The sequence below is a fragment of the Iamia sp. genome (genome assembly GCF_035575815.1).
Classification (GTDB): domain Bacteria; phylum Actinomycetota; class Acidimicrobiia; order Acidimicrobiales; family Iamiaceae; genus Iamia.
Genome location: NZ_DATLXO010000011.1, coordinates 1 through 22,664, shown reverse-complemented (window position 1 = coordinate 22,664; position 22,664 = coordinate 1). Strand labels below are relative to the sequence as shown.

Genomic DNA, 22,664 nt, shown 5'->3' with positions numbered 1-22,664 from the left:
CCAAAGCGGACGCGACCTCCGGTCCTGCGCCGACTGAGCTCAGGCGGGCGGGAGGGGTTTGTGGCGGGCCCACTTGGCCCACTGCGACATGCTGCGCAGGGGACCGATCTTCTGGACAAAGCCGCGCCGGGCCAGGTCATCGGCGATGCGCAGCGAGGAGTACTGCAACCCGAGGAACGTGTCGACCCCGGCGAAGTAGCCGCCCAGGGTCATGGTGCCCATGGCGTAGATGGTGCCGGGCCCGCTCTGGGTGCCGCGGACCTCGAAGTGGCGTTCGACGTCGAGGCGGCCGAGGGGGTTGAGCCCGGCGCCCGAGTGGTCGAGCAGGTCGGCGAAGAGGCGGTGCTCGCGGATGTTGGCCTCCAGCCCGGTGGCGTCGACGATGAAGTGCGCCGGCACCTCGAGGATGCTGCCGTCCTTGGCCACCACCCGGGTGACCACGGTGCCGTTGGTCCCGGGGACCACCGAGTCCACGGTGCCGACGTAGGTGCGGTACCAACCTTCCGCGCGTCCCCGGGCCAGCTGCTCCTTCCAGTCCTTGCGGGCTGGGGTCGTGGTGCCGGCCAGGCGCTTGTAGTACGCGGCGCGCTCCTCGCCCTCGAGCCTCTCGAACTTGACCTTGTTGGCCCCGCCCCACGACGACTTCGGCCAGTTGAAGCCCTGGTAGATCCAGCCGTTGCGGGCCTTGCGGCGCTCGAAGATGGTCGGTCCGAAGGTCTCGGTGCGGAAGGTGCGGAACAGGTGGAGGATCTGGGTCTGGAGACCGTACGTGTCGCGGTCTTCGATCAGGCGCTGGAGCACGCGGGAGGCCACGATGCCGTTGCCCCGGATGACCACCACGCCCGGCCGCCGGCGGAGCTCCTCATAGACGTGCTCGTGCGGCTCGTAGGAGTTCACGACCCGGACGTAGTCGTCGTGCGCGGAGCGGTAGGCCTGCAGGTCAGGCAGGAAGGCCACCCCCGGGTAGCCGACCGCGAGGTGGACATAGGTCGACCGGAAGGCGATGCGCTTGGTCGCGCTGGTGCCCTGCGGGGGGGTCAGGATGGTGAAGTAGCCGCCGCCGTAGCGGCGCCGGGTCATGCGCACCTGGCCCTTCGACACCATGTCCCAGTAGCCGATGCGGGCGGCCTCGCGCTCCATGCCCTCGAACACCTGGCCGGCGCGGGGCGTGTAGTAATCGTTGAGGATCGGCTCGGTGCACACGTTCCACACCGGTGCCAGCTTCTTGTCGTTCCATGCTTCGCGGAACGCGTAGCTCGGGAACCCCCACAGGTTGTCGGGCATCGACTGCGAGTCGGACCGCAACCGCTCGCGGCGCGGGATCTGCGAGACCTTGGTGAGGTACTCGTAGGTCTGCCAGGGCACGTCGAGGTTGGTCAGCACCCGCATCTGGTGGGCCGGCATCCCGGCGATGCGCAGGAAGTCAGCCATCACGAAGCTGCCGATGCCGCCGCCCACCGACACCAGCGGCACGTCGTAGATCGGGATGCCCGCATCGGCGACCATCTGGTCGGTCCACACGTCGGTGGCGATGAGCCCGGGCGTGAGGTCGCCGGGCGCGGTCTGGTCGACGGGGTCGGGGATGGCCTCCGACAGCGCCGAGCTGTTGATGCTGATGGTCGAGTTCGGATCGCTCACAGGTCCCCCTCGGCGGTGGCCGGTGGCTCCCGCCTCGTCGTTAGATCGGATGGTGGGTGGGGCCGGTCGGGTCGGCCGAGGTCGGCGTCGCGGCGCGGCGATCAGGCGAGGGGGGCCTCGGCGAAGGTGGAGTCGAACCGCTTGCACCAGACCTGCACCGTCTCGACCGCGGCCGGGTCGATGTCGGTCGGCAGCTCGTAGTTCTGCGAGCCGCGGTTGCCCTTCAGCTCGCCGAGCTCGACCCGCTCACCGCCGACGACGGCCGCGGCGTAGAGGTCGGGGCCGTTGTCGGTGGAGAAGTCGTCGTCGAAGCGCACGAAGGTCTGGTTCCCGTCGGTCAGGAGGCTGACCGTTCCCTCGCCGGGGTGGTCGCGGGCCTCGAAGGCGCCCGACGCGGCGACGGTGACCGCCGCGCCTGCGTCCCCTGTGGGCTCCTCGTCGGTGCCCTCCCCGCCCTCGCCGGCCGCATCGGTCTCGCCTGCGGGCGTGTCGTCGCCGGCTTGGGCCCCGGAATCGAAGGTCGGTCCCGCTTCGGCCACCTCCGCGTCGGTGACGAGGGTGTGCACCTCGAACACGCCGAAGGCGAGGACGCCGGCCACGAGGAGGGCGACCACGACGCCGCCGATGACCAGGGGCATCCGGCTCCGCTTGGGTGGCCGCAGGTGGGGCGGAAGCTGGTGGTCGGGATTCGCGGTGGTGGTCATCGGTGCCTCCGTGGCGTTCTCGGTACTCGACGGTCGAGGGGTGGACGGTCGGGGCTGAACCTACGGGCGTCCAGCCGACGGCGGTAGGGGTGCGGGTGCCCGGGGACGGGCGCCCGGTCGGCCATCACGGCGCGGGCTCCGGCTCCGGTTCGGCCTCGGTGCCGGGGGTGTTCAGCTGGGCGACCGACGTGTCGAAGAGCGGGCCGGTCATCGCCGTGGTGACGAGGGCCATCACCACACCGCCGAGCTGGAGCAGCGGGCTGATGGCCCCGGCCTCCACCGCCACCAGGGCGGCGACCAGCACCAGCAGGCCACGGCAGTTCATGAGCACCCCGATGACCCGGCCCTCGGCCCACGACAGCCCGCCCAGGCGGGCAAAGACCGCGCCGCCCACGAGCTTGCCGACGATGCCGGCGACGACGAGCACGATGATGCCCGGGACCGCGGCAGCGGTGAGCGCGGTGAAGTCCGTGTTCAGACCGCTGAAGGCCAGGAAGATGGGCAGCAGGATCACCGCGGTGAACTCGCCGATGCGGTTGGTGAGCTCACGCCACATCTCGGGGCGGGGCTCGGGGATCACCAGCCCGGCGATGAACCCGCCCACGATGACGTTGATGCCGATGCGGTCGGCGACGTAGCCGGAGGCAACGGCCACGCCGATGAACAGGGCGAAGGCATCGGGGCTGAGCTTCCCGGTGCGGGCGTAGGACCGGCCGAGAGGGGCGAGCAGGCGCTTGACGACGAGGAGCATCACCGCGATGTAGATCGCGGCGATGACCCAGACACGACCGATGTCGAGGAGGTCCTTCTCCTTGGCCACGCCGTCGGCGCTGGCGATGATCAGGAACATGAGGATGGTGACGACGCCGGCGGCGGCGATGCCGGTCGCGCCCATGGGGCTCGTCGTCAGTCCCTTCTCCTGCAGGATGCGGGCCATCACCGGGAAGGCCGTGACCGACAGCAGCGCGCCGACGAAGAGCGTGAAGCCGAGCCGGTTGGGAGAGGCGTCGGTGCCGAAGCCGGGCACGAAGTCGGAGTTCCAGAGGATCGGGGCGATCACGAACGCCAGGGCCACGGGCACGAGGACGGCGCCCACGGAGACGAGGCCGATGCCCTTCTCCTTGCCCTTGAGGGTGCGGGCGTTGACCTCGATGCCGACGAGGAACATGAAGAAGACGAGGGCGACCTGGCCGAGGAGGCCGAGCACCCCGCGGGCCTGGGCCGGGAACAGGCACGACGACACGCTCGCCACGAACGGTGACCCGTCAGCGGTCGTCGCCGGGTTCGAGACGTCGCAGTGCAGGAAGTCGGGCGGGTTGGCGAGCTCGAACAGCTTGGGGCCGAGCAGCGTCGGCCCGAGCAGGATGCCGGCCACGATCTCACCGACGACGGCGGGCTGGCCCACCTTGCGGGCCGCGGCGCCGCACAGGCGCGCCGCGATCAAGATGATCACGATGTCGAGCAGCACGAAGGCCACGACGACGCCCGGTCGCAACCCCGAGGGCGCGAACGGCATCGGTACCTGGGCCAAGGACGTTGGTCCCACTGGTCGACCTCCCCATTCGCCGCCGGCCTGCCTCGGCGGACGCGCTGACAGTACGCCCGGGTCCCGTCGGCTGTCACCCGTAACGGGTGGAGGTCCCCTACCACGGCGGGGCGCAGGACCAGGGCTGCGCCGGGGACCGATTCCTGACCCGCTTGGTCGGGTTTGGCGGCTAGGGTGGCGACATGACTTCACCCGACTGGGGTTTCGAGACCCGACAGATCCATGCCGGCCAGGCGCCCGACACCGCCACCGGGTCGCGCGCCGCCCCCATCTACCAGACCACGTCGTACCAGTTCCGCGACAGCGCGCATGCCGCCAGCCTCTTCGGGCTGGCCGAGGTCGGCAACATCTACACCCGCATCATGAACCCGACCACGGCGGTGGTCGAGGCGCGCGTCGCCGCCCTCGAGGGGGCGCCCGACACCACCCTCGGCATCCCCGGGGCCCTGGCGGTGGCGTCGGGCCAGGCCGCCGAGACCTTGGCCATCTTGAACCTGGCCGAGGCCGGCAGCCACATCGTCGCCTCCGCCGCCCTCTACGGCGGCACCTACAACCTGCTGCACTACACGCTGCCCAAGATGGGCATCGAGACGACGTTCCTCGACGACCCCGACGACCTCGACGCCTGGCGAGCCGCGACACGGCCCACCACCAAGGCGTTCTACGGCGAGAGCATCGGCAACCCCCGCAACGACTTCCTCGACATCCGCGGCGTGGCCGACGTGGCCCACGAGGCCGGCGTACCGCTCATCATCGACAACACGGTGGCCACGCCGTGGCTCATCCGCCCGTTCGAGCACGGCGCCGACATCGTGGTGCACTCGGCGACCAAGTTCATCGGCGGCCACGGCACATCGATCGGCGGGGTCATCGCCGATGCCGGGTCGTTCGACTTCGGCGCCCACACCGAGCGCTTCCCCCAGTTCACCGAGCCCGACCCGAGCTACCACGGCCTCCAGTACTGGCCCGCCCTCGGCGCCGGCGCCTACATCCTGAAGGCCCGGGTGCAGCTGCTGCGCGACCTCGGCCCCGCCATCAGCCCGTTCAACTCGTTCCTCCTCCTCCAGGGGCTCGAGACGCTCAGCCTCCGCATGGAGCGCCACAACCTGAACGCCCTGAAGGTCATCGAGCTCCTGGCCGGTCACCCGCAAGTGGAGTCGGTCCAGTCCGCCGCCGTGCCCGGTTCGCGCTGGCACGACCGGGCCAAGGAGCTCAGTGGCGGCAAGGGCTTCGGCTCGGTGCCGGCGTTCGTCATCGCCGGCGGCAAGGAGGCCGGGACGCGATTCGTCGAGGGCCTCACGCTCCACAGCCACGTCGCCAACATCGGCGACGTGCGCAGCCTGGCCATCCACCCGGCGTCGACGACCCACTCGCAGCTCAGCGAGGTCGAGCAGACCTCCTCCGGCGTGGCCTCGGGCCTGGTGCGCCTCTCGGTCGGGCTCGAGTCGATCGACGACATCCTCGCCGATCTCGAGGCCGGGTTCACCGCCGCCAAGTAGCCCCTCGCGCCACCCACGTTGGACCGAGGTCCGCAGTGCCTCCACTGTCACAGCCTCTGGGTAGCGTGAGGTTCATGGCCCTCGCAGCGTCGGCCCCGAAGATGACGGCCGAGGAGTTCTTCGCGCTCCCCGGCGAGCTGCCTCACCCCCAGCTCATCGACGGGGAGCTCGTCGTGTCCACGCCCACCGCCGGTCACCAGCGCCTCGTCGCCGAGCTGATCGGACTCTTCCACGTCCACCGCCAGAGCCACCCGGGCTGCGGGGAGCTGGGCATCGAGATCGACACCGTCCTCGACGAGGTCAACGTGTATGCGCCGGACCTTTGGTGGGTGCCCGATGGTCGGCGGCTCGCCGATGACCAGAGTCGCTTCGGTTCGCCCCCGCCGCTGGTGGTCGAGGTCCGCTCCCCCTCCACCTGGCGCTACGACATCGGCAGCAAGCTGCGCCACTACGAGGCGGCCGGCGTGGCCGAGGTCTGGCTCGTCGACACCGCGGCTGACGTCGTCCTCGTGTTCCGCCGACGCACGTCCGACGCCACGACCTTCGACGTCGCCCTCGAGCTCACCACCGCTGACACGCTGGCGACACCCCTCATCGACGGCTGGACGATCGACCTGGGTGAGCTGTTCATCCGCTGACCCCGACAGGCCACGCCGACGGCATCCTGCAGGGCGTCGACGACGACGGTGCCGTCGCGACCCGCAGGTAGCCTCGGCCCATGACCGAGGCCTCGCTCACCTACCGCTGGAGCCGGGAGGGGTTCGTGCGGGCGTGGGAGGCCGGTGCCTTCGACGCACGGGTGGAGTACGTCGAGGGAGAGGTGGTCCCCGTGGTGATCGGCGATTGGCACGGACTGGTGACGGCGAGCATCGTCGCTCGCCTCCGCCACCCGACGGTGACCGTCACCCAATCCACGCTCCCGGCGGCGGGGTCGCTGCCCGACCCGGACTGCTGGGTGCGGCGCAGGGGCGCCGAGCCGGTCGGACGCGTGGCGCCACGGCTCCCGGAGTGGAACCCCGACGATGTCCTGCTCGTCGTGGAGGTCTCCGACGAGACCGTCACCTTCGACCTCACCACCAAGGCTCGCCTGTACGGGTCGGCCGGGTGCGCCACCTACTGGGTCGTCACCCGTGAGGCCGTCTACGTGCACACCGAACCGACGCCCGATGGCTACCGCCACCGGACCGAGCTCCGCCCCGGAGACCTGGTCCGCGCGCCGTACCTCGATGCGGACCTGCCCGTCGAGGCCCTCATCGCCGTCGAGTCCTGACGACGCGCCACGGAGCCCCTCGCGCCGCGAACCTTGGACCCAAGTCCACCGTGGTGGCGGACATGGATCCAAGGTTGGTGCCCGTAGGCTCGGCCCGGCGATGGGACAGGTGGCGGCGATCCTCCGGTCAGCGCGGCCGAGGGCATCGTGACCGGGTCGCGGCGGCGGGTGGCCATGGTCGGCGGGGCGGCGGCCGCGGTGGTCGCCCTGGTGATCGTGGCCACCGTGGCCGGCGTCGGCCGCGGTGAGCCCGCGTCCGACGGCGGCACCACCACCACCACCACCACGACGAGGGCGGTCGGACGGGGCGGGCCGGGCGGTCCGGGCGCCCCGGACGAGACGGTGGATCCGGCCGCCGCTTCGCCGGTCGTGGGTGTGGAGGGCACCCTCGAGCGAGCGGGCGATGACCTCGTGGGCCGCATCACCCTGACTAACCAGGGGCCCGGGCCCATCTGGATCCCCGTCGGGACCGTTGGGTCGAGCCGACCACGCCTCGTGCCGGCGGCCGCCGGGGACGGCCTCATCGACCTCGGGTGGGTCGTGCCCCCGACGCCGGCGGCCGATGAGGGCCTCGACCCACCGGCGGTGGTGTTCCGCCCTGTCGCGCCCGGCGCGGCGATCCAGCTGGAGGCCACCGACGCCCCACCGCCACCCGAGGCCCTCGTCGACATCAGCGGCGAACCGGTGGCCGTCGAGGGCTACCGCCTCTGCGTCGACGCCTTCGCCGATGCCGCCCTCGCGCCCGATGACCGTGGCCCGGTCGAGGGCGACGAGATGGCCGTCGCCGTCGAGGTCGACGCCATCGACGGCGAGTCCACCCGCACCTGCGGCCCGTCACTGCAGGCGTGAGGTCCGACCTGTAACATCGCGGCCGTGGCAGACCGCTGATCCGACCCTCACCGTCCGATCCGTCCCCGGCTCCCCGAGGTTCTGCTGTGGCTCCAGCTCCCCTGCCCCTCTCCGGGCGCGTCGCCCTCGTCACCGGGGCCAACCACGGCATCGGCGCCGCCGTGGCCCGGGCCCTCGCCCGGCGCGGCGCCGACCTGCTCGTCACCTACCTGCGCGCCGACGCCGACGCGGCGGCCGAAGCCGTCGACCCGTCGCGCCCCGACACCTACCTCGCCGCCCGCACCCGTAACGGGACCGGGATCGCAGCCGAGATCGAGGCGTGCGGCCGACGCGCCGTGCCGGTCGAGGTCGACCTGGCCGACACCGACGCGCCCCGCCGCCTGTTCGACGTCGCGGAGGCGGAGCTGGGGCCGGTGACGGTGCTGGTCCACAACGCCAGCGGCTGGCGCCAGGACACCTTCGCCCCCGGCACCTCCGATGCGGTCGGACGGACGGCGGCGGGGATCACGGCGACGTCGATCGACGCCCAGCTCCAGGTCGACGCCCGCGCCGGCGCCCTGCTCATGAACGAGCTCATCGTCCGCCACCGGGCCCGACGTGACACCTGGGGGCGCATCGTCACCCTGACCTCCGGGACCGGCGGGGGCTTCCCGGGCGAGGTCTCCTATGGGGCGGCCAAGGCGGCGCTCGTCAGCTACACGCTGTCGGCGGCGTCGGAGATGGCCACCGACGGGGTCACGGCCAACGTCGTGTACCCACCCGTCACCGACACGGGCTGGGTCACCGACGAGGTGCGGGCGTTCGTCGCGACCGACCACGACCACCACCACGTCGCCTCGCCCGACGAGGTGGCCGAGACGATCGCCTGGCTCTGCGCCGAGGCCAACCACCTCGTCACCGGCAACGTTCTCCGCCTCCGCTGACCGCCGTCGACGGCGGACGCCGCGTTGGCTACCAAGTCGTCGCCGGCGCGGGTCTCGCAGACGATCGGGCCGGCCAGGTCGACCCCTGCGCTGGGGCCGAAGCGGAGGACCGACCATCGAGCATCGCGAACGGTCCGCCGCCCGCCCGAGTCATCGGCACGAGGGCCGTCATCACTCTGTGCTCCAGGCCGTGCCGTGAGGAGGCCTCGATGCGAACGACCTTGGCTCTCGATGACGACCTGCTGGCGGAGGCCCAGCGGCTGACCGGAACGATCGGGAAGAGCCGCTGGTCCGGCAGGCCCTGACGGCCCTGATCGAGCGGGAGAGCGCTCGGCGCCTCGCCGCACTGGGCGGTAGCGAACCAACCCTGACCCCTGTTCCTCGCCGCCGCCCCGACCCGTCGTGATCCTGGTCGACACCTCGATCTGGGTCGAACACCTCCGCAGGGGACACGCCCCGTCCGCCGCTCCCCGGGCAGCTCTGCGGTGGTGAGCACCTGAGCGTCTGTCTCCCCGCCAGGTTGCCCGCCGCCCGCACTCCGTGCGACCGCAGGTGGGCGCCATGCGTCAGGCCGCCTGGGCGTCGGGCGCAGGCGGGTCGTCGACCGACAGGGGCGACCGGTCGCGGAGCAGCCACAGCGCCAGCGCGAGCCACAGCACCACGGCGACGACCACCAGGCCGACGGTGACCCACGGCGACACGTCGGTCAGGTCCCCGCTGCCCGCGGGGAGGCCCGTGGGCGCGCCCGAGTAGCCGACGACGTTGGTCCCGACCGTCACGGCCCACAGCGCGCCGTCACCGGACTGGTCGGTGCGCGCCGCGTCGAACCCGACCACCGGTGCGAGCAGGACCACCGCCGCGGCCGCCAGGGTCGCGACCCGCTGGGCCCGTGGCCATCCCCGCAGGGTCACGAGGGCGCCGCCACCGGCGACCAACGCACCGATCGCCCACGCCCCCGCCTGGATCCACGGGTCCGTTCGCAACCCGCCGGACCCGTCGGAGGTGGCCCCACCCTCGGGTGCGAAGTTCAACCACGCCCCCTCGGCCGGCGCATCCGGCGAGGTGACGCCCAGGACGATGGCGCCGACCACAACGGCCCACGCCATCGCCACCACCGTTCGCTGCGTCCGGTTCACTCGTGCCCCCTCGCTGGCCACACCCACTCCGCCAGTCAATGTAGAGCGGTTCGGAACCGGTCCTGGTGATCGGTCCACCATCGCCGGCGACGGTCGAAGCGCTCCATGCCGCCCATCGCCTTCCACATCGCGATGAAGTTCGGATCCCCGGCCTCGACCCGCCGGCGGACGAACTCGCCGCCGCGAGCGATGGAGTCGGCCAGGATGTCCACCAGCTCTCGTCGGGCGGCGGCGTCGAGCCCGTAGGCGTCGGCGACCAGCCGGAGCCGAGCGGGCCGATCCCCGGCTTCCCAACCCAGACGGGCGGCGTTGATGTCGTCGTCGATCGGTACGCACATGCGCGCCATCTGGGCGAGGTCGTAGGTCGGCCGCCCCGGCGCCGCGAAGTCGAAGTCGAGCAGGCCCACGGCGACACCACCGTCGAACACGACGTTCTCCAGGCACACATCGTTGTGGCCGATGATGGGACCTCGGCCGGGTCGGCCATCTCACTGCTCCACGTCAGATCCGATGGGTCGAACGTCCGAGACGCGTCGTGCATGAAACGCAGCAGCTGGGCGATCGACATCAGCGCGACGTCGGACTGGGCCCAGCTCGGGTACGGCGGTACCGGTACGTCACCTTCGATGAAGATGAGGCGCTCGCGACCGTCGTCGTCGATGCCGACGGGCACCGACGCTCCCCCGAAGCCCGCCGCGTTCAGCGACGACAGGAAGCGGCGGATCGACTCCGAGTGCGGGTTGGAGGGACGCAGCACGTGGCCTCCGACTCGGACCACGCTCCCGGCGTTGGCCACCCCGCCCCTGAGCTGCTGCTCGTCCACCCGCTCACTCTGGCCGACGACCGACCGCATGACGCAATAGAACCTCATGAACCTGTCGACGAGCACGTCGATCGAAAGGTTTGTGGCGTTGCACGAGGGGGCCTCCAACGGTCCCCCCTCCGTGGACTTCTCGGATGACGGTGCGCCCGGCCCCCGGCTGACGGAGTGGTCAGCGGCGGCGGGTGCGCGCTGCGAAGAAGGTGGGGACCTCTCGGTACAGCGGCTGGGCCGCGGCCAGGAGGTCCGAGGCCTCGGGTTCGTCGACCTCCTCGATCACGAAGCCGCAGCGAACCAGGGCGTTGAGGTAGGTGGCGAGGGTGCGGTGGTGGTTTCCCGCCCGGCGCACGCCCTCGGGGTTCGTCGACCGCCAGAACCGCTCGGCGAAGTACCCGGTCAGGGCGACCGCCGGACGCCCGTCCGGCGCGGTGGTCTTCGTCGCGTCGGGAGCGAGGGTGCACGGGTGGCCGATGACGAACACGAACCAGCCACCCGGGCGGAGGATCCGCCCGATGGAGGTGAGCGTGGCGTCGAGGTCGGGGATGTCCATGAGGCCGAGCTGGCAGGTGGCACCGTCGAAGGTCGCCGGGTCGATCAGCGACAGTCGTTGCGCGTCGTCGACGAGGTAGGAGACGTCGACCCCGGGCGGTGCCCCGTGGCCCTCGGCGAGCTCGATCATGGGACGCATCGGCGCCGACGACCCGGCGGGCGCCGGCCGCGAACAGCGCCCTCGTGGCCACGCCCTGGCCGCAGGCCACGTCGAGCACCACCTGGTCGGAGAGCGACGGCGTGAGCCCGAGCAGGCAGCGCACCGCTGTGTCGTGGTGCCCGCTGCCGGCGGTGACCAACGCGTCGTACCAGGGCGCGATGTCCAACCAGGACGGCCCCGATCCGTCCCCGGAGCTCACGAACGCCCGGTGGGCCACGACCCGGTCGGCGCAGGTTGGCCGGCGGTCCCCACCCCGCCCGACGCGCCGAGGAGGAGCTCGTCGCCTGGCGCCACGGACCCAGCCTCTCACGGACGTGGCTGGCGCGTTGCGCCGTTGGCATTCCGTCGTGCGTTGCCGCCCCCGACGTACCAGGGTGGTGACATGCGCGATGCGATCGAGATCGTCTTCTCGTCGACGCTGGCGACGTCCCGTGAGGTGGTGTGGCACTGGGTCTCGGCGACGGATGGGGTGAACTCGGAGCTCTTCCCGCTGGTCCGCATGACCCACCCCCGCGACCAGCGATCGCTGGGCGAAGCCGCCGTGGTGCCAGGACAGATCGTGTTCGGGAGCTGGCTCCTCTTCTTCGGCGTCCTGCCCTTCGACCGCCACGCGCACTGGCCCTTGGGGAGGTGGTGGACGGGTGCGGCTTCGTGGAGGGGTCCACGTCTTGGCTGCAACGTCGAGGGCCCACGAGCGCACGCTCACCGATCGGGTCGACGGGGGGTGCGTGATCGCCACCGATCAGCTCATCATCGAACCGCGGGTCGGCCTGGCGCGCCCCCTGGTGGCGGTGATCGCGGTCCGCCTGTTCCACCACCGCCACCTCCGGCTTCGCCGCCGGTTCGGGACGCCCTGAGCCTGCCAACATCGGACCGAACACCACCGTGGTTGGGGACATCGGTCCAAGGTTCGTGGGGCACCAGGTCAGGCGGAGCGGGGTGCCGAGGAACCGGGCCTCGTTGTCGTACCCTTGGGGTACAGTCGTTCCCATGGTTGCTGTGGCCGATCGGCCCCCCTCCGAGACAACCGAGACGGGTGACTTCGAGGCCTTCGTCGACGCCGAGCCCGGTGCGCTGAGCGACGCCGAGCTGGTCGATCGGCTGTTGGTTGCCCAGAGGATGCGGGCCCGGCTCGATGCCACGGTGGTGGCCCTCACCGACTGCTTCGATGCCCGCGTCGTGTGGGCCGCCGATGGGGCCCGCAACGCCCCGGGGTGGGTCACGGCCCGCGTCGGAGTGTCCTACAGCCAGGCCAAGACGGATCTGGCACTCGCCCGCGACCTGCGCGGCCACGATCCCATCCGCGTCGCCCACGCCGCCGGCCGGTTGACCCGCGACCAGGTGAGGGCCCTGCTCGGTGCCCGTGAGCCCGGCCTGGAGGAGGCGTTCGACCTCTGCGAAGAGATCCTCGTCGCCGAGGTCGCCGGCGCCACCCTGGGCGCGGGGCGGAGGTTTCTGGCCCGCTGGGCCCAGCAGGTCCGCGAGCGCTTCGGCATCGGCGAGCCCGACGGCCCCGAACCGAACGGCGGCGGGGGCCGGTCCCGGGCCCGGCTGTCGCCGGTGGGCGACCGCTGGGCCGGCGAGCTGAACCTCTGCGCCGAGGACGGCGAGAAGATCGCCACCGCTCTCGCGCATCAGATCGACGCCCTGTGGCACGACGGGGTGTTCACCGCCGATGACGGCCTCGACCCCTCGGAGCGCCGGGCCATCGCCCTCGTCGAGGTCATCACCCGCGGCACCCGCGGCGGCGACGACGACGGCACCGCCCGCCCGTTGATCTTCGCCCTCACCACCCCCGCCACCCTCCGCCAGCCCCCCGCCCACGCGACACGCTCAGAGCCCACCGACCGGGGCCACGACCACGACGGCTCAGGGACAGAGGGAAGTGACCGCTGCCGCGAGAGCGCATCGGACCACGACGCGCCGGCCGACGCGAGAGCCGACCGCCGCCCCGATGACGCCGCGTGCGGCACGGCCGGAACCCGCACCCCGCCCCCGCCGTGGCCCCTCCCCCTCGACGGCACCGCCCCCGACCCCGATTGCGGCGGCTGGCCGGGTCCGTTAGGTCTCGACGCCGACCCCGATCCCGATGACCCCGATCCCGACGATCCGCCCCTCGACGATTGGCTCCTCGCCGATCCGTTGGTCGACCTCGATCCGTTGATGCCGTACCCGGCGATGCTCTCCGAGCTGTCGCGGTCCGGGCCAGTGCACCCCGACGTGGTCCGTCGCCTGGCCTGTGAGGGCACCGTCGTCCCCGTCTACGTCGGCCCCGGCGCCGATCATCTCAACATGGGTCGCGGCCTGCGCATCGCCAACCGGGCCCAACGCCGCGCCCTGCGCATCCGCGACGGCGGATGTCAGTTCCCCGGGTGCTCGGTCGCGCCCGAGCACTGCATTGCCCATCACCTCATCTGGTGGGAACACGGCGGTCGCACCGACCTCATCAACCTGGTCCTGCTCTGTCGCCACCATCACAAGGCGGTCCACGGCGGCGGCTTCACCATGACCCGCGGCCCGAACGGCACCATCGTCACCGCGCGCACCGACCGAGAACCGCTCACCGCGCCCCTTCGCGCCCGGAGCCCCCTGGTCCGCTCCCGACCACCCCCCGGTGCATCACCCCCCGGTGCGCCACCCACCGACGACGCCGGTGAGATCGCAGCCGAACGCACTCAGGCCGACTACCTGACCCGATGCCGCATCAAGGATCTCATCCGCCAGGCCGAGGTCGCCCGCCACTGCAGGCGCCGCGCCCCCTCGGACACCACCACCCTCCACCACTGAGAACCCCGGCCGCTTTCGGGCGGCATCCGGGTCCCGACCCCGCCAGGGTGCGCGCGTGGTCGAGCAGCGTCTCCGGCTGGATCATCAGTGGGTGGTGCCGGCCGAGGCCCGTGTGGCGCCCGGCATCGTCGCCTATGTGGCCGGTATCGAGGACATCATCGCCTCCAAAGAGTGGGCAAGCCCCTCCGGCACGAGCTCGAGGGCTTCTGGTCGTCGCTTCGGGGTACCGGGGCCGTATCGTTGAGCCGGTCGGAGACTGAGGATGCGAACCGTGTCGGATACCACTGCGAACGACACTCCCCGGGCCGGTGACGCCACGACGATCACCGACATCCTCCGGACCATCGAGCCCATGGGCGACCTGAGCCGATTCGGCATCGAGGACCTCACACCGGAGGAAGAGGCCGAGTTCTTCAGGATCCTCGAGGAAGCCTGACCGGTGTCCACGGCTGTCGTGGTCGACACGATGGTCGCCGGCGCATGGCTCAGCGTGCGTCCGTCTGACCGCAAGGCCCGATGGGCTCCGCTCCTCGAGCCCGCCCGTTGGGTGCTGCCGTTCGCCGTGGTGGCGGAGATGCGCTTCGGTGCCGAGGTGGCCGGGTGGGGACCACGGCGCCGGGCCGCGCTCGGCCGACTTGTCGCGCAAGCGGGCCGCGCCGAGGAAGTGCTGGGCCACGGCGGCTCGAACCCGCCGCCGCCTCCCCCGCCGACCACCGACGGGGCCTACGTCGCACTCGGTGACTCCTACGCCTCGGGCGAGGGCAACGCCCCGTACCACCCCGGCACCGACACGCCGGACGCGGAGCCGTCCAACACCTGCCACCGCTCCGACGACGCCTACGCCAACGTCGCCGCCACCGACAGCGCCGTGGTGCCCGACGACGTCGAGCTGGCCGCCTGCAGCGGCGCGGTGATCCCCGACTTCTACCAGTCGGGCGAGGGCAACCGGGATGAGGCCCCGCAGCTCGACGCCCTGGGCGGCACCGAACCAGAGCTGGTCTCGGTGGCGATCGGCGGCAACGACATCGGCTTCGTCCCCATCCTCACCGCCTGCCTGCAGGTCACCTCCGGGACGAGCCAGCTCAACCCGGACTACAGCGAGGAGGCCTGCGACGAGCAGCTCGACGAGATCGCCCCCCGGAAGATCGCCGAGCTGACCACCGGGCTCCGAGACGGCGACGATCAGCCCCTGACCTGTGGCGACGGGCCCTGCACGGTGCCGGCCCTCTTCGACGACATCGCCGCCGGGGCCCCCGACGCCCTGGTGGCGGTGGTCGGGTACCCGCCGCCCCTGCCGGAGGTCACGAACGGCGACTGCAGCGGCCCCCTCCTCTTCGACGACGGCAGCGACGCCTTCGGTTGACGTTGGAACCTGGCCGAGCAGTACGTCGATCGCCTCCGCGACCTGTTCACCGACCTCAACGCCACGCTCCGCGACGCCGCCGACGGCGCCGGGTTCACCTACGTGGACTCGACCGACGAGTTCGCCGGCCACGCCGTCTGCAGCGACGCCCCCTTCATCTACGGCCTGAGGCTCGAGCGCGGCGTGCTCGTCGCTGACTCCGCCTCGTTCCACCCCACCGTCGAGGGCCACCGGGCCCTGGCCGACTCGCTCGTCGCCGCGCTGGAGGGCTGAGGTCGTCCGCGCCGCCCATCACTGTCGAGGCGTCAGGCCGAGCGGAGCTCGCCGACCACGTGGTCGATGCAGAGGGTCAGGGCGGCCACGTCATCGGGATCGATCGCCGGGAACAGAGCGACGCGCAGCTGGTTGCGGCCCAGCTTCCGGTAGCTCTCGGTGTCGACGATGCCGTTGGCCCGCAGCACCGCAGACACCAGAGCGGCCTCGACGTCATCGTCCAGGTCGATGGTGGCGACCACCCCGCTGCGCAGCTCAGGTTCGGTCACGAACGGAGTGGCGTAGGCGGAGGCCTCGGCCCACCCGTAGATCGTGGCTGAGCTCTGGGCACTGCGCCCGGCGGCGAAGGCCAGGCCCCCGTTCTGGTTGACCCACTCGGCCTGGTGCACGGCGAGGAAGATCGTGGCCAGGGCGGGCGTGTTGTAGGTCTGGTCCTTGCGGGAGTTGTCGAGGGCGATGCCCAGGTCGAGCGAGGCGGGCACCCAGCGGTCGCCGGCTGCGATGCGCTCGATGCGCGCGATGGCGGCGGGGGAGCAGGCCGCCAGCCAGAGGCCACCATCGGAGGCGAGGCCCTTCTGCGGTGCGAAGTAGTAGATGTCGGTCTCGGCCGCGTCGAAGCGCAAGCCGCCGGCGGCCGAGGTGGCGTCGACCAGCACGAGGGCGCCGTCGTCCGCGCCCTCGGGTCGGGTGGGGGTGACGGCCACGCCGGTCGAGGTCTCGTTGTGGGTGAGGCAGTAGGCGTCGATGCCCTCGCTCGCCGCCAGGGCCGGGGCGGAACCGGGGTCCGAGCGAGCGGTGGACGGCTCACCCAGGTGCGGCGCGGCCCGGCTGACCTCGGCGAACTTCTGCGAGAACTCACCGAAGACGAGGTGGTGGCTGCGGTCGTCGACGGCGCCGAAGGAGAGGGCGTCCCAGAGCGAGGTGGTGCCGCCGTTGCCGAGCAGCACCTCGTAGCCGTCGGGCAGGGCGAACATCTCGGCCACCGCGTTGCGCAGCCGCGACACCATGAGGCGCACCGGAGGTTGGCGGTGCGACGTGCCGAGGTACTCGCCGGCCTCGGCGGCCAGGGCGGCCACCGCCTCGGGCGACACCTTGGACGGACCGCAGCCGAAGCGGCCGTCGACCGGCAGCAGGTCGGTGGGGATCCGGATCTCGGGCGGAGGCGTGCTCATCGCGTGCCACTATCGCGGCCGACCCCGTGTGGGGGAAATCGCTTCCCCAGGAGGCACCCGATGCCCGATCACCTGCACACCGACCCCGCTCACCGCCCTGAGGGCGTCGGCGGACGCCGACCCGATCCGACAGAGGCACGCCGCGTGTCCCGTCGGATCGCCGCCATCGCCCCGTCGGCCACCCTCGCCGTCGACGCCCAGGCCAAGGCCATGAAGGCGGCGGGGGAGGACGTCATCGGCTTCGGAGCCGGCGAGCCCGACTTCGCCACCCCGGACCACATCGTCGAGGCCGCGGTCGCCGCGTGCCGCGACCCGTTGAACCACCGCTACACGCCGGCCGGCGGCCTGCCCGAGCTGCGCGCTGCCATCGCCACCAAGACCCGCCGCGACTCGGGCTACGAGGTCGGATCCGACCAGGTCCTCGTCACCAACGGCGGCAAGCACGCCGTCTACAACGCCTTCGCCGCCCTGCTCGACCCCGGCGACGAGGTGCTCCTCCCGGCGCCCTACTGGACCACCTACCCCGAGCCGATCCGCCTGGCCGGCGGGGTACCCGTTCCGTTGCTCACCGACGAGACGACCGGCTTCCGGGTCACCGTCGACCAGCTGGAGGCGGCCCGCACCCCCGACACCAAGGCCATGGTCTTCGTGTCGCCGTCAAACCCCACCGGCGCCGTCTACCCCCGAGACGAGATCGAGGCCATCGGCCGCTGGGCCGCCGAGGCCGGCATCTGGGTGGTCACCGACGAGATCTACGAGCACCTGACCTATGACCACCACGAGTTCCACTCCATGCCCGTGTTGGTGCCCGAGCTGGCCGACCGCTGCCTGGTGCTCAACGGCGTGGCCAAGACCTACGCCATGACCGGCTGGCGGGTGGGCTGGATGGTCGGCCCGACCGACGTGGTGAAGGCGGCTGCGAACCTGCAATCGCACCAGACCTCGAACGTTGCCAACGTCAGCCAGCGCGCCACCCTCGCTGCGGTCAGCGGCGGGCTGGAGGATGTGGCCCGCATGCGCGAGGCCTTCGAGCGTCGGGGCCAGCGGATGCACGACATGTTGAACGCCATTCCGGGGGTCACCGCCATGCGTCCCGAGGGCGCGTTCTACGCCTTCCCCTCGTTCCGGGCCGTGCTCGAGCGGGGCGAGGTCGCGGGCACACCCGTGCGCACCACCGTCGAGCTGGCCGAGGTGATCCTCGAGCAGGCCAAGGTCGCCATCGTGCCCGGCGAGGCCTTCGCCGCCCCCGGCTACGCCCGGTTGTCCTTCGCCCTCGGCGATGACGACCTGGGAGAAGGCATCGGCCGCATCGACGAGCTGCTGTCGCGATGACTCGCGGCCCACGCCCCTTCGACGGAGGCCGACGGTGACGCGCCAGGTGCGGCCCTATGGCACCTGGCCGTCGGTGGTCACGCCCCAGGCCCTGGTGGCCGGGGCTGCGGCGCCGGGTGAGGTCCGGGTCGACGGCGACGACATCTGGTGGAGCGAGTCGCGTCCCTCCGACGGTGGGCGCATCGAGCTGGTGCGGCGCCGGGTCGACGGCACCACCGAGGACGTGCTCGCGCCCCGAGTCGCACCGGAGGACCGCCCGGGGAACGTTCGCACCGCGCTGCTCGAGTACGGCGGGGGAGCCTGGTGCGTCGAGAGCGGCGTGGTCACCTTCGCCCAGTGGGACGACCAGCGCCTGCACCGCCTGGTGGCCGACGACCCCGACGCCCTGCCGGCCCCGCTGACCCCCGAGCCGGCCTCGCCCCGGGGCCTGCGCTACGGCGACGTGGTCGCCCTGAACCACGGTTGGCTGCTCGCGGTCCGCGAGGCCCATCCCGGCGAGGACGTCGACGCGGCCCTCGGCGCCGAGGAGCCGGTCCACGAGGTGGTGGCCATCCCGACCGACGGCTCGGCCGCGACCGATCCGGCTCGCGTCCGGGTGCTGGTGTCGGGCCCGGACTTCGTCGCCTCGCCCCGGCCCGGGCCCGCCCGCCTGGCCTGGGTCCAGTGGAACCACCCCCGCATGCCGTGGGACGGCACCGAGCTGGTCGTCGTCGGGATGGGCCTCGATGCCGATGGCGCGCCCGTCGTCCGGAACGACTCGATGGTCGTGGCGGGCGGCCCCGACGAGTCGGTCGTGCAGCCGGAGTGGGATCGCAGCGGCGCCCTCTGGTTCTGCTCGGACCGCTCGGGCTGGTGGAACCTCCACCGGATCGCGGAGCCGGGCGGTGACGGACCCGACGGGGCCGTCGAGGTCGTGGCCCCCGTCGAGGCCGAGATCGGCGGTCCCCGGTGGGTCGGGGGGCTCCGCGAGTACGCCCCGCTCGGCGACGGGCGCATCCTCGCTGCGGTCACCGCCGAGGGCGCGACGGCCCTGGGCGTCGTGGCCGCCGGCCCCCACGGGACGGGCGCGACCACGCCGGTCGCCCACGTCGCGCTCGACCTCGGCGGCTCGCCGGCCACCGTGGTCAGCCAGGTCGTCTCCGGCCCCGGTCCGGCCCAGGCCGTCGTCATCGTCGGCTCGGCGCGCGCCGAGCTCACGCCGGTGCTGATCGACCTGCCGCCGGTACCCGACACACCCGGCTCCGACGCCGGTCGGGGCCGTCGGGCCATCCCCCGGGCGGAGCGGTCGACACCCTCGGCCGCGGTGGGGGCCCTCGACGTGGCCCCCACCGCCGAGGCCCGCCCGCTGCGCGCCGCTCGCAACGTCGGGCTCACCGGCGCCGAGGTCGCCGAGGCCGAGCCGTTCACCTTCAGGAGCCACGGCGGGCGCACCGGCCACGCCCTGCTCTACCGACCGACCAGCCTCACCTCGGTCGCACCCGACGGTGAGCGGCCTCCGCTGGTGGTGATGATCCGCGGCGGGCCGACCAGCGCGGCGCGTCCGATGCTCGAGCTGAGCCGCCAGTTCTGGACGTCGCGTGGCCTCGCTGTGGTCGACGTCGACTACGGCGGGTCGACCGGCTACGGCCGGCCCTACCGGCGACTGCTCGACGGCCAGTGGGGCATCGTCGACGTCGAGGACTGCATCGCCGCCGCCCGCCACCTCGCCGCCGAGGGCGTGGTCGACGGTGACCGCATGGTGATCCGCGGCGGCTCTGCGGGGGGCTTCACCACCCTCGTCGCCCTCTGCACCTCCGGTGCCTTCGCCGCCGGCACCAGCCTCTACGGCGTGTGCGATCTGGCCGCCCTGGCCGCCGACACCCACAAGTTCGAGTCCCGGTACCTCGACGGCCTGGTGGGCCCGTGGCCCGACGCGGCCGACGTGTACGCGGCGCGCAGCCCCCTCGGCCTGCTCGACGGCCTGGCCACCCCGGTGCTCGTGCTGCAGGGGGCCGACGATGCCGTCGTGCCCCCGAGCCAGGCCGAGGCCGTCGTCGCCGCAGTCGCAGCCAAGGGCCTGGCCCACGCCTACCTGCTCTTCGAGGGTGAGGGCCACGGCTTCCGCCGGGCGGAGGTGATCGTGGCCGCCGTGGGGGCCGAGCTGGCCTTCTACGGCCAGGTGCTCGGCTTCACCCCCGCCGATGACCTGCCCGCCCTCCCCGCCACCGCGACCCCTCCGGCCTGACCCGGCCCTCCCGGGGCGCGGATCGGCGGTTCAGCCACCAGCGCGCGCCACACCTCGAGGGCGAACCCGCCGTCGTCGGGCGTCGTCCCGGCTCCCGACCGCCACCACCACCCCGGAGGTCCAGGCGGGCCCCGTCACGCGGCGGGGAAGAAGTAGCCCTGGATGTCGATGACGATGTGGGTGCCGGCGCCGAAGGTCTGGACGGCCATGTCGCTGATCGCGGCGGTGGTGGTGATGGGGATGGTGCCGGTGTTGGTGATCGATGTGCCGGTCGGGTAGTTGAGGAAGGTGGCGCCGGGGAGGGGGGTGCCGGCGGGCCAGGCGCGGGTGTAGCCGGTGCCGGTGGGGCCCACGGCGGTGATGGAGGCTTCGACGGCGACGGCGCCGGTGGGGATGGTGCAGCCTCCGGCGGTGCCGCCCTGGGCGGCGAAGCCGGGTCCGGTGCCGGCGACCTGGAAGCTGCGTTGCTGGCCGGCGGTGAAGGCGCCGCCTGCTCCTGAGGCGCGGGTGTCGACGACGCGGCACGGGGTGATCGAGCTGTAGGACTGGCCGGCGCCGGCCGGGCAGCTGCCGAGGCCGCTGATGGCGGTGACGGCGTCGATGAGGCCGCTGCCCTGGGCGTCGGCACCGAAGCCGGCGATCGGCCGGCCGCTGGTCCGCAGCGCGGCCATCACCTCGGGCCCGGTGCGGCACGGCTCGGCCTCGCGTTGCAGGGCCGCCACCGCCGCGGCGTGCGGTGCGGCGGCCGAGGTGCCGAAGAAGTCCTCGAAGCCAGCGACGGTGGTCACCGTGCCGTCGGAGGCCGAGAAGTCGATCTGCTTCGTCGCACACGGCGTGATCGCCGTCGCCGGGGTGGTGCCGTTCACCGGGTTCCAGCAGTAGGTGGCGGGCCCCCGGGACGAGAAGCTCTCGATCGTGTTCGAGTCGAACCACGGCGTGGCCGCGACCGCCGCGCCCGAGCGGGCCGCGTTGTGGCCGAAGGTGGTGGGGCCGACGATGTTGCCGCCGGTGGTGGCGGTGTGCTCCATCGCCGCGAAACGGGCACGGTGGAAGATGACCTTGAACCGGGGGGTGTTGGCGCCCGAGAACCGGGAGACGACGAGGTCGTAGCTCTGGCTGGTCCCGGTGCTGTTTGTGAAGTTCAGGAACTCGAAGGTCGAGCCCGTCGACGGGTTGCTCTCGAGGCTCTCGGCCACGACCGCGCCCGATGAGCTCAGGAGGCGGATCTCGAGGTCGGTGGACACGCCGAACAGCGGTTCGCTGTACCCCATGGACAGGTGCACCCGCTGGCCGTTCGGGACCGTCACCCGGTTGGTGCTGTCGACTCCGACGCCGGGATCGAAGTCGTGGCAGGACGCGTCGGCGACGGCGGCCGGGCACGACGCCGGTCGGTACGAGGTGGCCTCGTAGGAGCCGATGGGTGTTCCGCCCACCGTCGCGTGGCTGTTGGCCGCCGAGGAGAAGTAGACGGCACCCGACGCGGTGACGTCGTTCACCGCCTTGGCGATGACCCCGTCCTGGTACATCGGCTCGCTGAAGTAGGTGATGTCGTCGACGATGACGGTGGCCCCTGCGGTGCGCAGGGCCCGGATCTGGTTGGCGAAGTCGACATCGCCGTTGAAGGCGCTGGCGACGAGCAGCTCCGCGTCAGGAGCCAGGTCGTGGATCAGCTGGGCCATGGCTCGGCCCTCATCGATGCCGCCGGAGATGTCGGTCAGGACCTGCACCGGTGTGGTCTTGCCGCACGGGTTGCCGGCGCCGGGCAGCTCTCCGGCGGCCACATCGGCCGCCGGCCCGCCGGCGGTGGACGCGAACGAGTCGGACAAGATGCCGATCTTGATGCCGGCGCCGCTCACGCCGTGAGTGGAGCGAGCGAGGGCCGCCCGCAGCTGCGTGTCGGCCTCGGAGGTCTGCCGGTCCGCGCACGAGCTGGTGACCGGTCCGCCGTCGGGGGAGCTGGCTTCGGGTGTCCCGTTGGTGTTGCCGCCGACGATCGGTTCCTGGATCTCGCGAGCCGAACGGAGGCCGTCGACACCTGTCAGCCCGTCGAGGTCGGGCGGGTCGACGGCCACGGTGGCCAGGGTGCGGGACGGGTCGACAGCGGTGACCACGGCCCCGGTCGCGCTCAGCCCAGGGCCGGCGAGCACGGCGGGGGAGTCGACCCAGATGTCGACCAGCAGGCGGCCGGTGTCGTCGCGCAGCAGGCTTCCGGCGCCGTCGGTGGGCAAGTCGACGACGCGGTTCTGGGCCGCCGTCGACGCGCCGGCGCGCTGGTCGGCCAGGGTCTCGAGTCGCACCGAGAGCGGCGACGCTGAGCCGCCGCCCTTGCCCCTCACCTGGGCTGTCGCGGGGGTGGCTGCGGCCAGGCCGGCCACCAGCCCCGCCACCACGACAACCATCGCGACCCGTCGTCGGTTGA

Annotated in this window: 21 protein-coding genes and 1 pseudogene; 14 read left to right on the top strand and 8 right to left on the bottom strand. The window is 72.4% G+C overall.

Annotation, left to right across the window (positions count from 1 at the left end):
* Window positions 1-39: 39 nt before the first annotated feature.
* The 3 genes from VNL12_RS00680 to VNL12_RS00670 form a co-directional block, all read right to left on the bottom strand.
* Complete coding sequence (locus VNL12_RS00680) at window positions 40-1,638, bottom strand: hypothetical protein (protein ID WP_325590636.1); 1,599 nt, start codon at window positions 1,636-1,638, stop codon at window positions 40-42.
* A gap of 101 nt (window positions 1,639-1,739) precedes the next feature.
* Window positions 1,740-2,342 carry a DM13 domain-containing protein gene (locus VNL12_RS00675; RefSeq protein WP_325590634.1) on the bottom strand — a complete coding sequence of 201 codons (603 nt, stop codon included), beginning with the start codon at window positions 2,340-2,342 and terminating at the stop codon, window positions 1,740-1,742.
* A 124-nt stretch (window positions 2,343-2,466) separates the two neighbouring features.
* Window positions 2,467-3,858, bottom strand: a complete 1,392-nt coding sequence (locus VNL12_RS00670; RefSeq protein ID WP_325590633.1) for a cation:proton antiporter — start codon at window positions 3,856-3,858, stop codon at window positions 2,467-2,469.
* A gap of 212 nt (window positions 3,859-4,070) precedes the next feature.
* Between VNL12_RS00670 and VNL12_RS00665 the strand changes: the two genes are divergently transcribed.
* The 6 genes and pseudogenes from VNL12_RS00665 to VNL12_RS20730 all read left to right on the top strand — a co-directional run bounded on the left by VNL12_RS00665 (window position 4,071) and on the right by VNL12_RS20730 (window position 8,835).
* Window positions 4,071-5,387 (top strand): bifunctional o-acetylhomoserine/o-acetylserine sulfhydrylase, encoded by a 1,317-nt coding sequence (locus VNL12_RS00665; protein ID WP_325590631.1) that lies wholly within the window; start codon window positions 4,071-4,073, stop codon window positions 5,385-5,387.
* Between the two features lie 74 nt (window positions 5,388-5,461).
* The gene (locus VNL12_RS00660) at window positions 5,462-6,025 is read left to right on the top strand and encodes a Uma2 family endonuclease (RefSeq protein WP_325590629.1); all 564 of its coding nucleotides are present in this window, start codon (window positions 5,462-5,464) and stop codon (window positions 6,023-6,025) included.
* Between the two features lie 80 nt (window positions 6,026-6,105).
* The gene (locus VNL12_RS00655; RefSeq protein ID WP_325590627.1) at window positions 6,106-6,657 is read left to right on the top strand and encodes a Uma2 family endonuclease; all 552 of its coding nucleotides are present in this window, start codon (window positions 6,106-6,108) and stop codon (window positions 6,655-6,657) included.
* Between the two features lie 147 nt (window positions 6,658-6,804).
* Window positions 6,805-7,506 (top strand): hypothetical protein, encoded by a 702-nt coding sequence (locus tag VNL12_RS00650; protein WP_325590625.1) that lies wholly within the window; start codon window positions 6,805-6,807, stop codon window positions 7,504-7,506.
* An 86-nt stretch (window positions 7,507-7,592) separates the two neighbouring features.
* Entirely contained in the window at window positions 7,593-8,429 is an 837-nt protein-coding gene (locus VNL12_RS00645; RefSeq protein WP_325590623.1) for an SDR family NAD(P)-dependent oxidoreductase, read from the top strand.
* 209 nt (window positions 8,430-8,638) lie between these two features.
* Window positions 8,639-8,835: pseudogene (locus VNL12_RS20730) on the top strand (type II toxin-antitoxin system VapB family antitoxin).
* 160 nt (window positions 8,836-8,995) lie between these two features.
* On the opposite strand, the gene VNL12_RS00640 reads toward VNL12_RS20730, so the two are convergent.
* The 3 genes from VNL12_RS00640 to VNL12_RS00630 form a co-directional block, all read right to left on the bottom strand.
* Window positions 8,996-9,535, bottom strand: coding sequence for a hypothetical protein (locus VNL12_RS00640; RefSeq protein ID WP_325590622.1), 540 nt, complete (start codon window positions 9,533-9,535; stop codon window positions 8,996-8,998).
* A gap of 65 nt (window positions 9,536-9,600) precedes the next feature.
* Window positions 9,601-10,011, bottom strand: coding sequence for a phosphotransferase (locus VNL12_RS00635; protein ID WP_349257766.1), 411 nt, complete (start codon window positions 10,009-10,011; stop codon window positions 9,601-9,603).
* Window positions 10,012-10,557: 546 nt separating this feature from the next.
* A complete protein-coding gene (locus VNL12_RS00630; protein ID WP_325590620.1) occupies window positions 10,558-11,064 on the bottom strand; it encodes a class I SAM-dependent methyltransferase in 507 nt (168 codons plus the stop codon).
* 698 nt (window positions 11,065-11,762) lie between these two features.
* Between VNL12_RS00630 and VNL12_RS00625 the strand changes: the two genes are divergently transcribed.
* The 6 genes from VNL12_RS00625 (at window position 11,763) to VNL12_RS00600 (ending at window position 15,517) form a co-directional block, all read left to right on the top strand.
* A complete protein-coding gene (locus tag VNL12_RS00625) occupies window positions 11,763-11,951 on the top strand; it encodes a hypothetical protein (protein WP_325590618.1) in 189 nt (62 codons plus the stop codon).
* A gap of 133 nt (window positions 11,952-12,084) precedes the next feature.
* Window positions 12,085-13,881: an HNH endonuclease signature motif containing protein gene (locus tag VNL12_RS00620; RefSeq protein WP_325590616.1), complete on the top strand. Its 1,797-nt coding sequence runs from the start codon at window positions 12,085-12,087 to the stop codon at window positions 13,879-13,881.
* A gap of 55 nt (window positions 13,882-13,936) precedes the next feature.
* Window positions 13,937-14,125, top strand: coding sequence for a hypothetical protein (locus tag VNL12_RS00615; protein ID WP_325590614.1), 189 nt, complete (start codon window positions 13,937-13,939; stop codon window positions 14,123-14,125).
* A gap of 27 nt (window positions 14,126-14,152) precedes the next feature.
* Window positions 14,153-14,317, top strand: a complete 165-nt coding sequence (locus VNL12_RS00610; protein ID WP_325590612.1) for a hypothetical protein — start codon at window positions 14,153-14,155, stop codon at window positions 14,315-14,317.
* Window positions 14,318-14,320: 3 nt separating this feature from the next.
* The gene (locus tag VNL12_RS00605; RefSeq protein WP_325590610.1) at window positions 14,321-15,244 is read left to right on the top strand and encodes a GDSL-type esterase/lipase family protein; all 924 of its coding nucleotides are present in this window, start codon (window positions 14,321-14,323) and stop codon (window positions 15,242-15,244) included.
* A 102-nt stretch (window positions 15,245-15,346) separates the two neighbouring features.
* Window positions 15,347-15,517, top strand: a complete 171-nt coding sequence (locus tag VNL12_RS00600) for a hypothetical protein (RefSeq protein ID WP_325590608.1) — start codon at window positions 15,347-15,349, stop codon at window positions 15,515-15,517.
* Between the two features lie 32 nt (window positions 15,518-15,549).
* Here the strand turns inward: VNL12_RS00600 and serC are convergent, their stop codons facing one another.
* Window positions 15,550-16,689, bottom strand: coding sequence for a phosphoserine transaminase (gene serC, locus VNL12_RS00595; RefSeq protein ID WP_325590606.1), 1,140 nt, complete (start codon window positions 16,687-16,689; stop codon window positions 15,550-15,552).
* A gap of 144 nt (window positions 16,690-16,833) precedes the next feature.
* On the opposite strand from serC, the gene VNL12_RS00590 reads away from it, so the two are divergent.
* Both VNL12_RS00590 and VNL12_RS00585 read left to right on the top strand, forming a co-directional pair.
* The gene (locus VNL12_RS00590) at window positions 16,834-18,021 is read left to right on the top strand and encodes a pyridoxal phosphate-dependent aminotransferase (RefSeq protein WP_349257768.1); all 1,188 of its coding nucleotides are present in this window, start codon (window positions 16,834-16,836) and stop codon (window positions 18,019-18,021) included.
* 34 nt (window positions 18,022-18,055) lie between these two features.
* Entirely contained in the window at window positions 18,056-20,245 is a 2,190-nt protein-coding gene (locus VNL12_RS00585; RefSeq protein ID WP_325590602.1) for a prolyl oligopeptidase family serine peptidase, read from the top strand.
* Window positions 20,246-20,379: 134 nt separating this feature from the next.
* Here the strand turns inward: VNL12_RS00585 and VNL12_RS00580 are convergent.
* The coding region (locus VNL12_RS00580) for a S8 family serine peptidase (RefSeq protein ID WP_325590600.1) at window positions 20,380-22,664 on the bottom strand (2,285 nt) is incomplete at its 5' end.

What these genes read in the sequence shown, in the direction of transcription:
- VNL12_RS00670 (WP_325590633.1), bottom strand. Translation starts at nt 3,858, where the DNA reads ATGCCGTTCGCGCCCTCGGGGTTGCGACCGGGCGTCGTCGTGGCCTTC.
- VNL12_RS00640 (WP_325590622.1), bottom strand. Translation starts at nt 9,535, where the DNA reads ATGGCGTGGGCCGTTGTGGTCGGCGCCATCGTCCTGGGCGTCACCTCG.
- serC (WP_325590606.1), bottom strand. Translation starts at nt 16,689, where the DNA reads ATGAGCACGCCTCCGCCCGAGATCCGGATCCCCACCGACCTGCTGCCG.
- VNL12_RS00630 (WP_325590620.1), bottom strand. Translation starts at nt 11,064, where the DNA reads ATGATCGAGCTCGCCGAGGGCCACGGGGCACCGCCCGGGGTCGACGTC.
- VNL12_RS00655 (WP_325590627.1), top strand. Translation starts at nt 6,106, where the DNA reads ATGACCGAGGCCTCGCTCACCTACCGCTGGAGCCGGGAGGGGTTCGTG.
- VNL12_RS00660 (WP_325590629.1), top strand. Translation starts at nt 5,462, where the DNA reads ATGGCCCTCGCAGCGTCGGCCCCGAAGATGACGGCCGAGGAGTTCTTC.
- VNL12_RS00620 (WP_325590616.1), top strand. Translation starts at nt 12,085, where the DNA reads ATGGTTGCTGTGGCCGATCGGCCCCCCTCCGAGACAACCGAGACGGGT.
- VNL12_RS00675 (WP_325590634.1), bottom strand. Translation starts at nt 2,342, where the DNA reads ATGACCACCACCGCGAATCCCGACCACCAGCTTCCGCCCCACCTGCGG.
- VNL12_RS00665 (WP_325590631.1), top strand. Translation starts at nt 4,071, where the DNA reads ATGACTTCACCCGACTGGGGTTTCGAGACCCGACAGATCCATGCCGGC.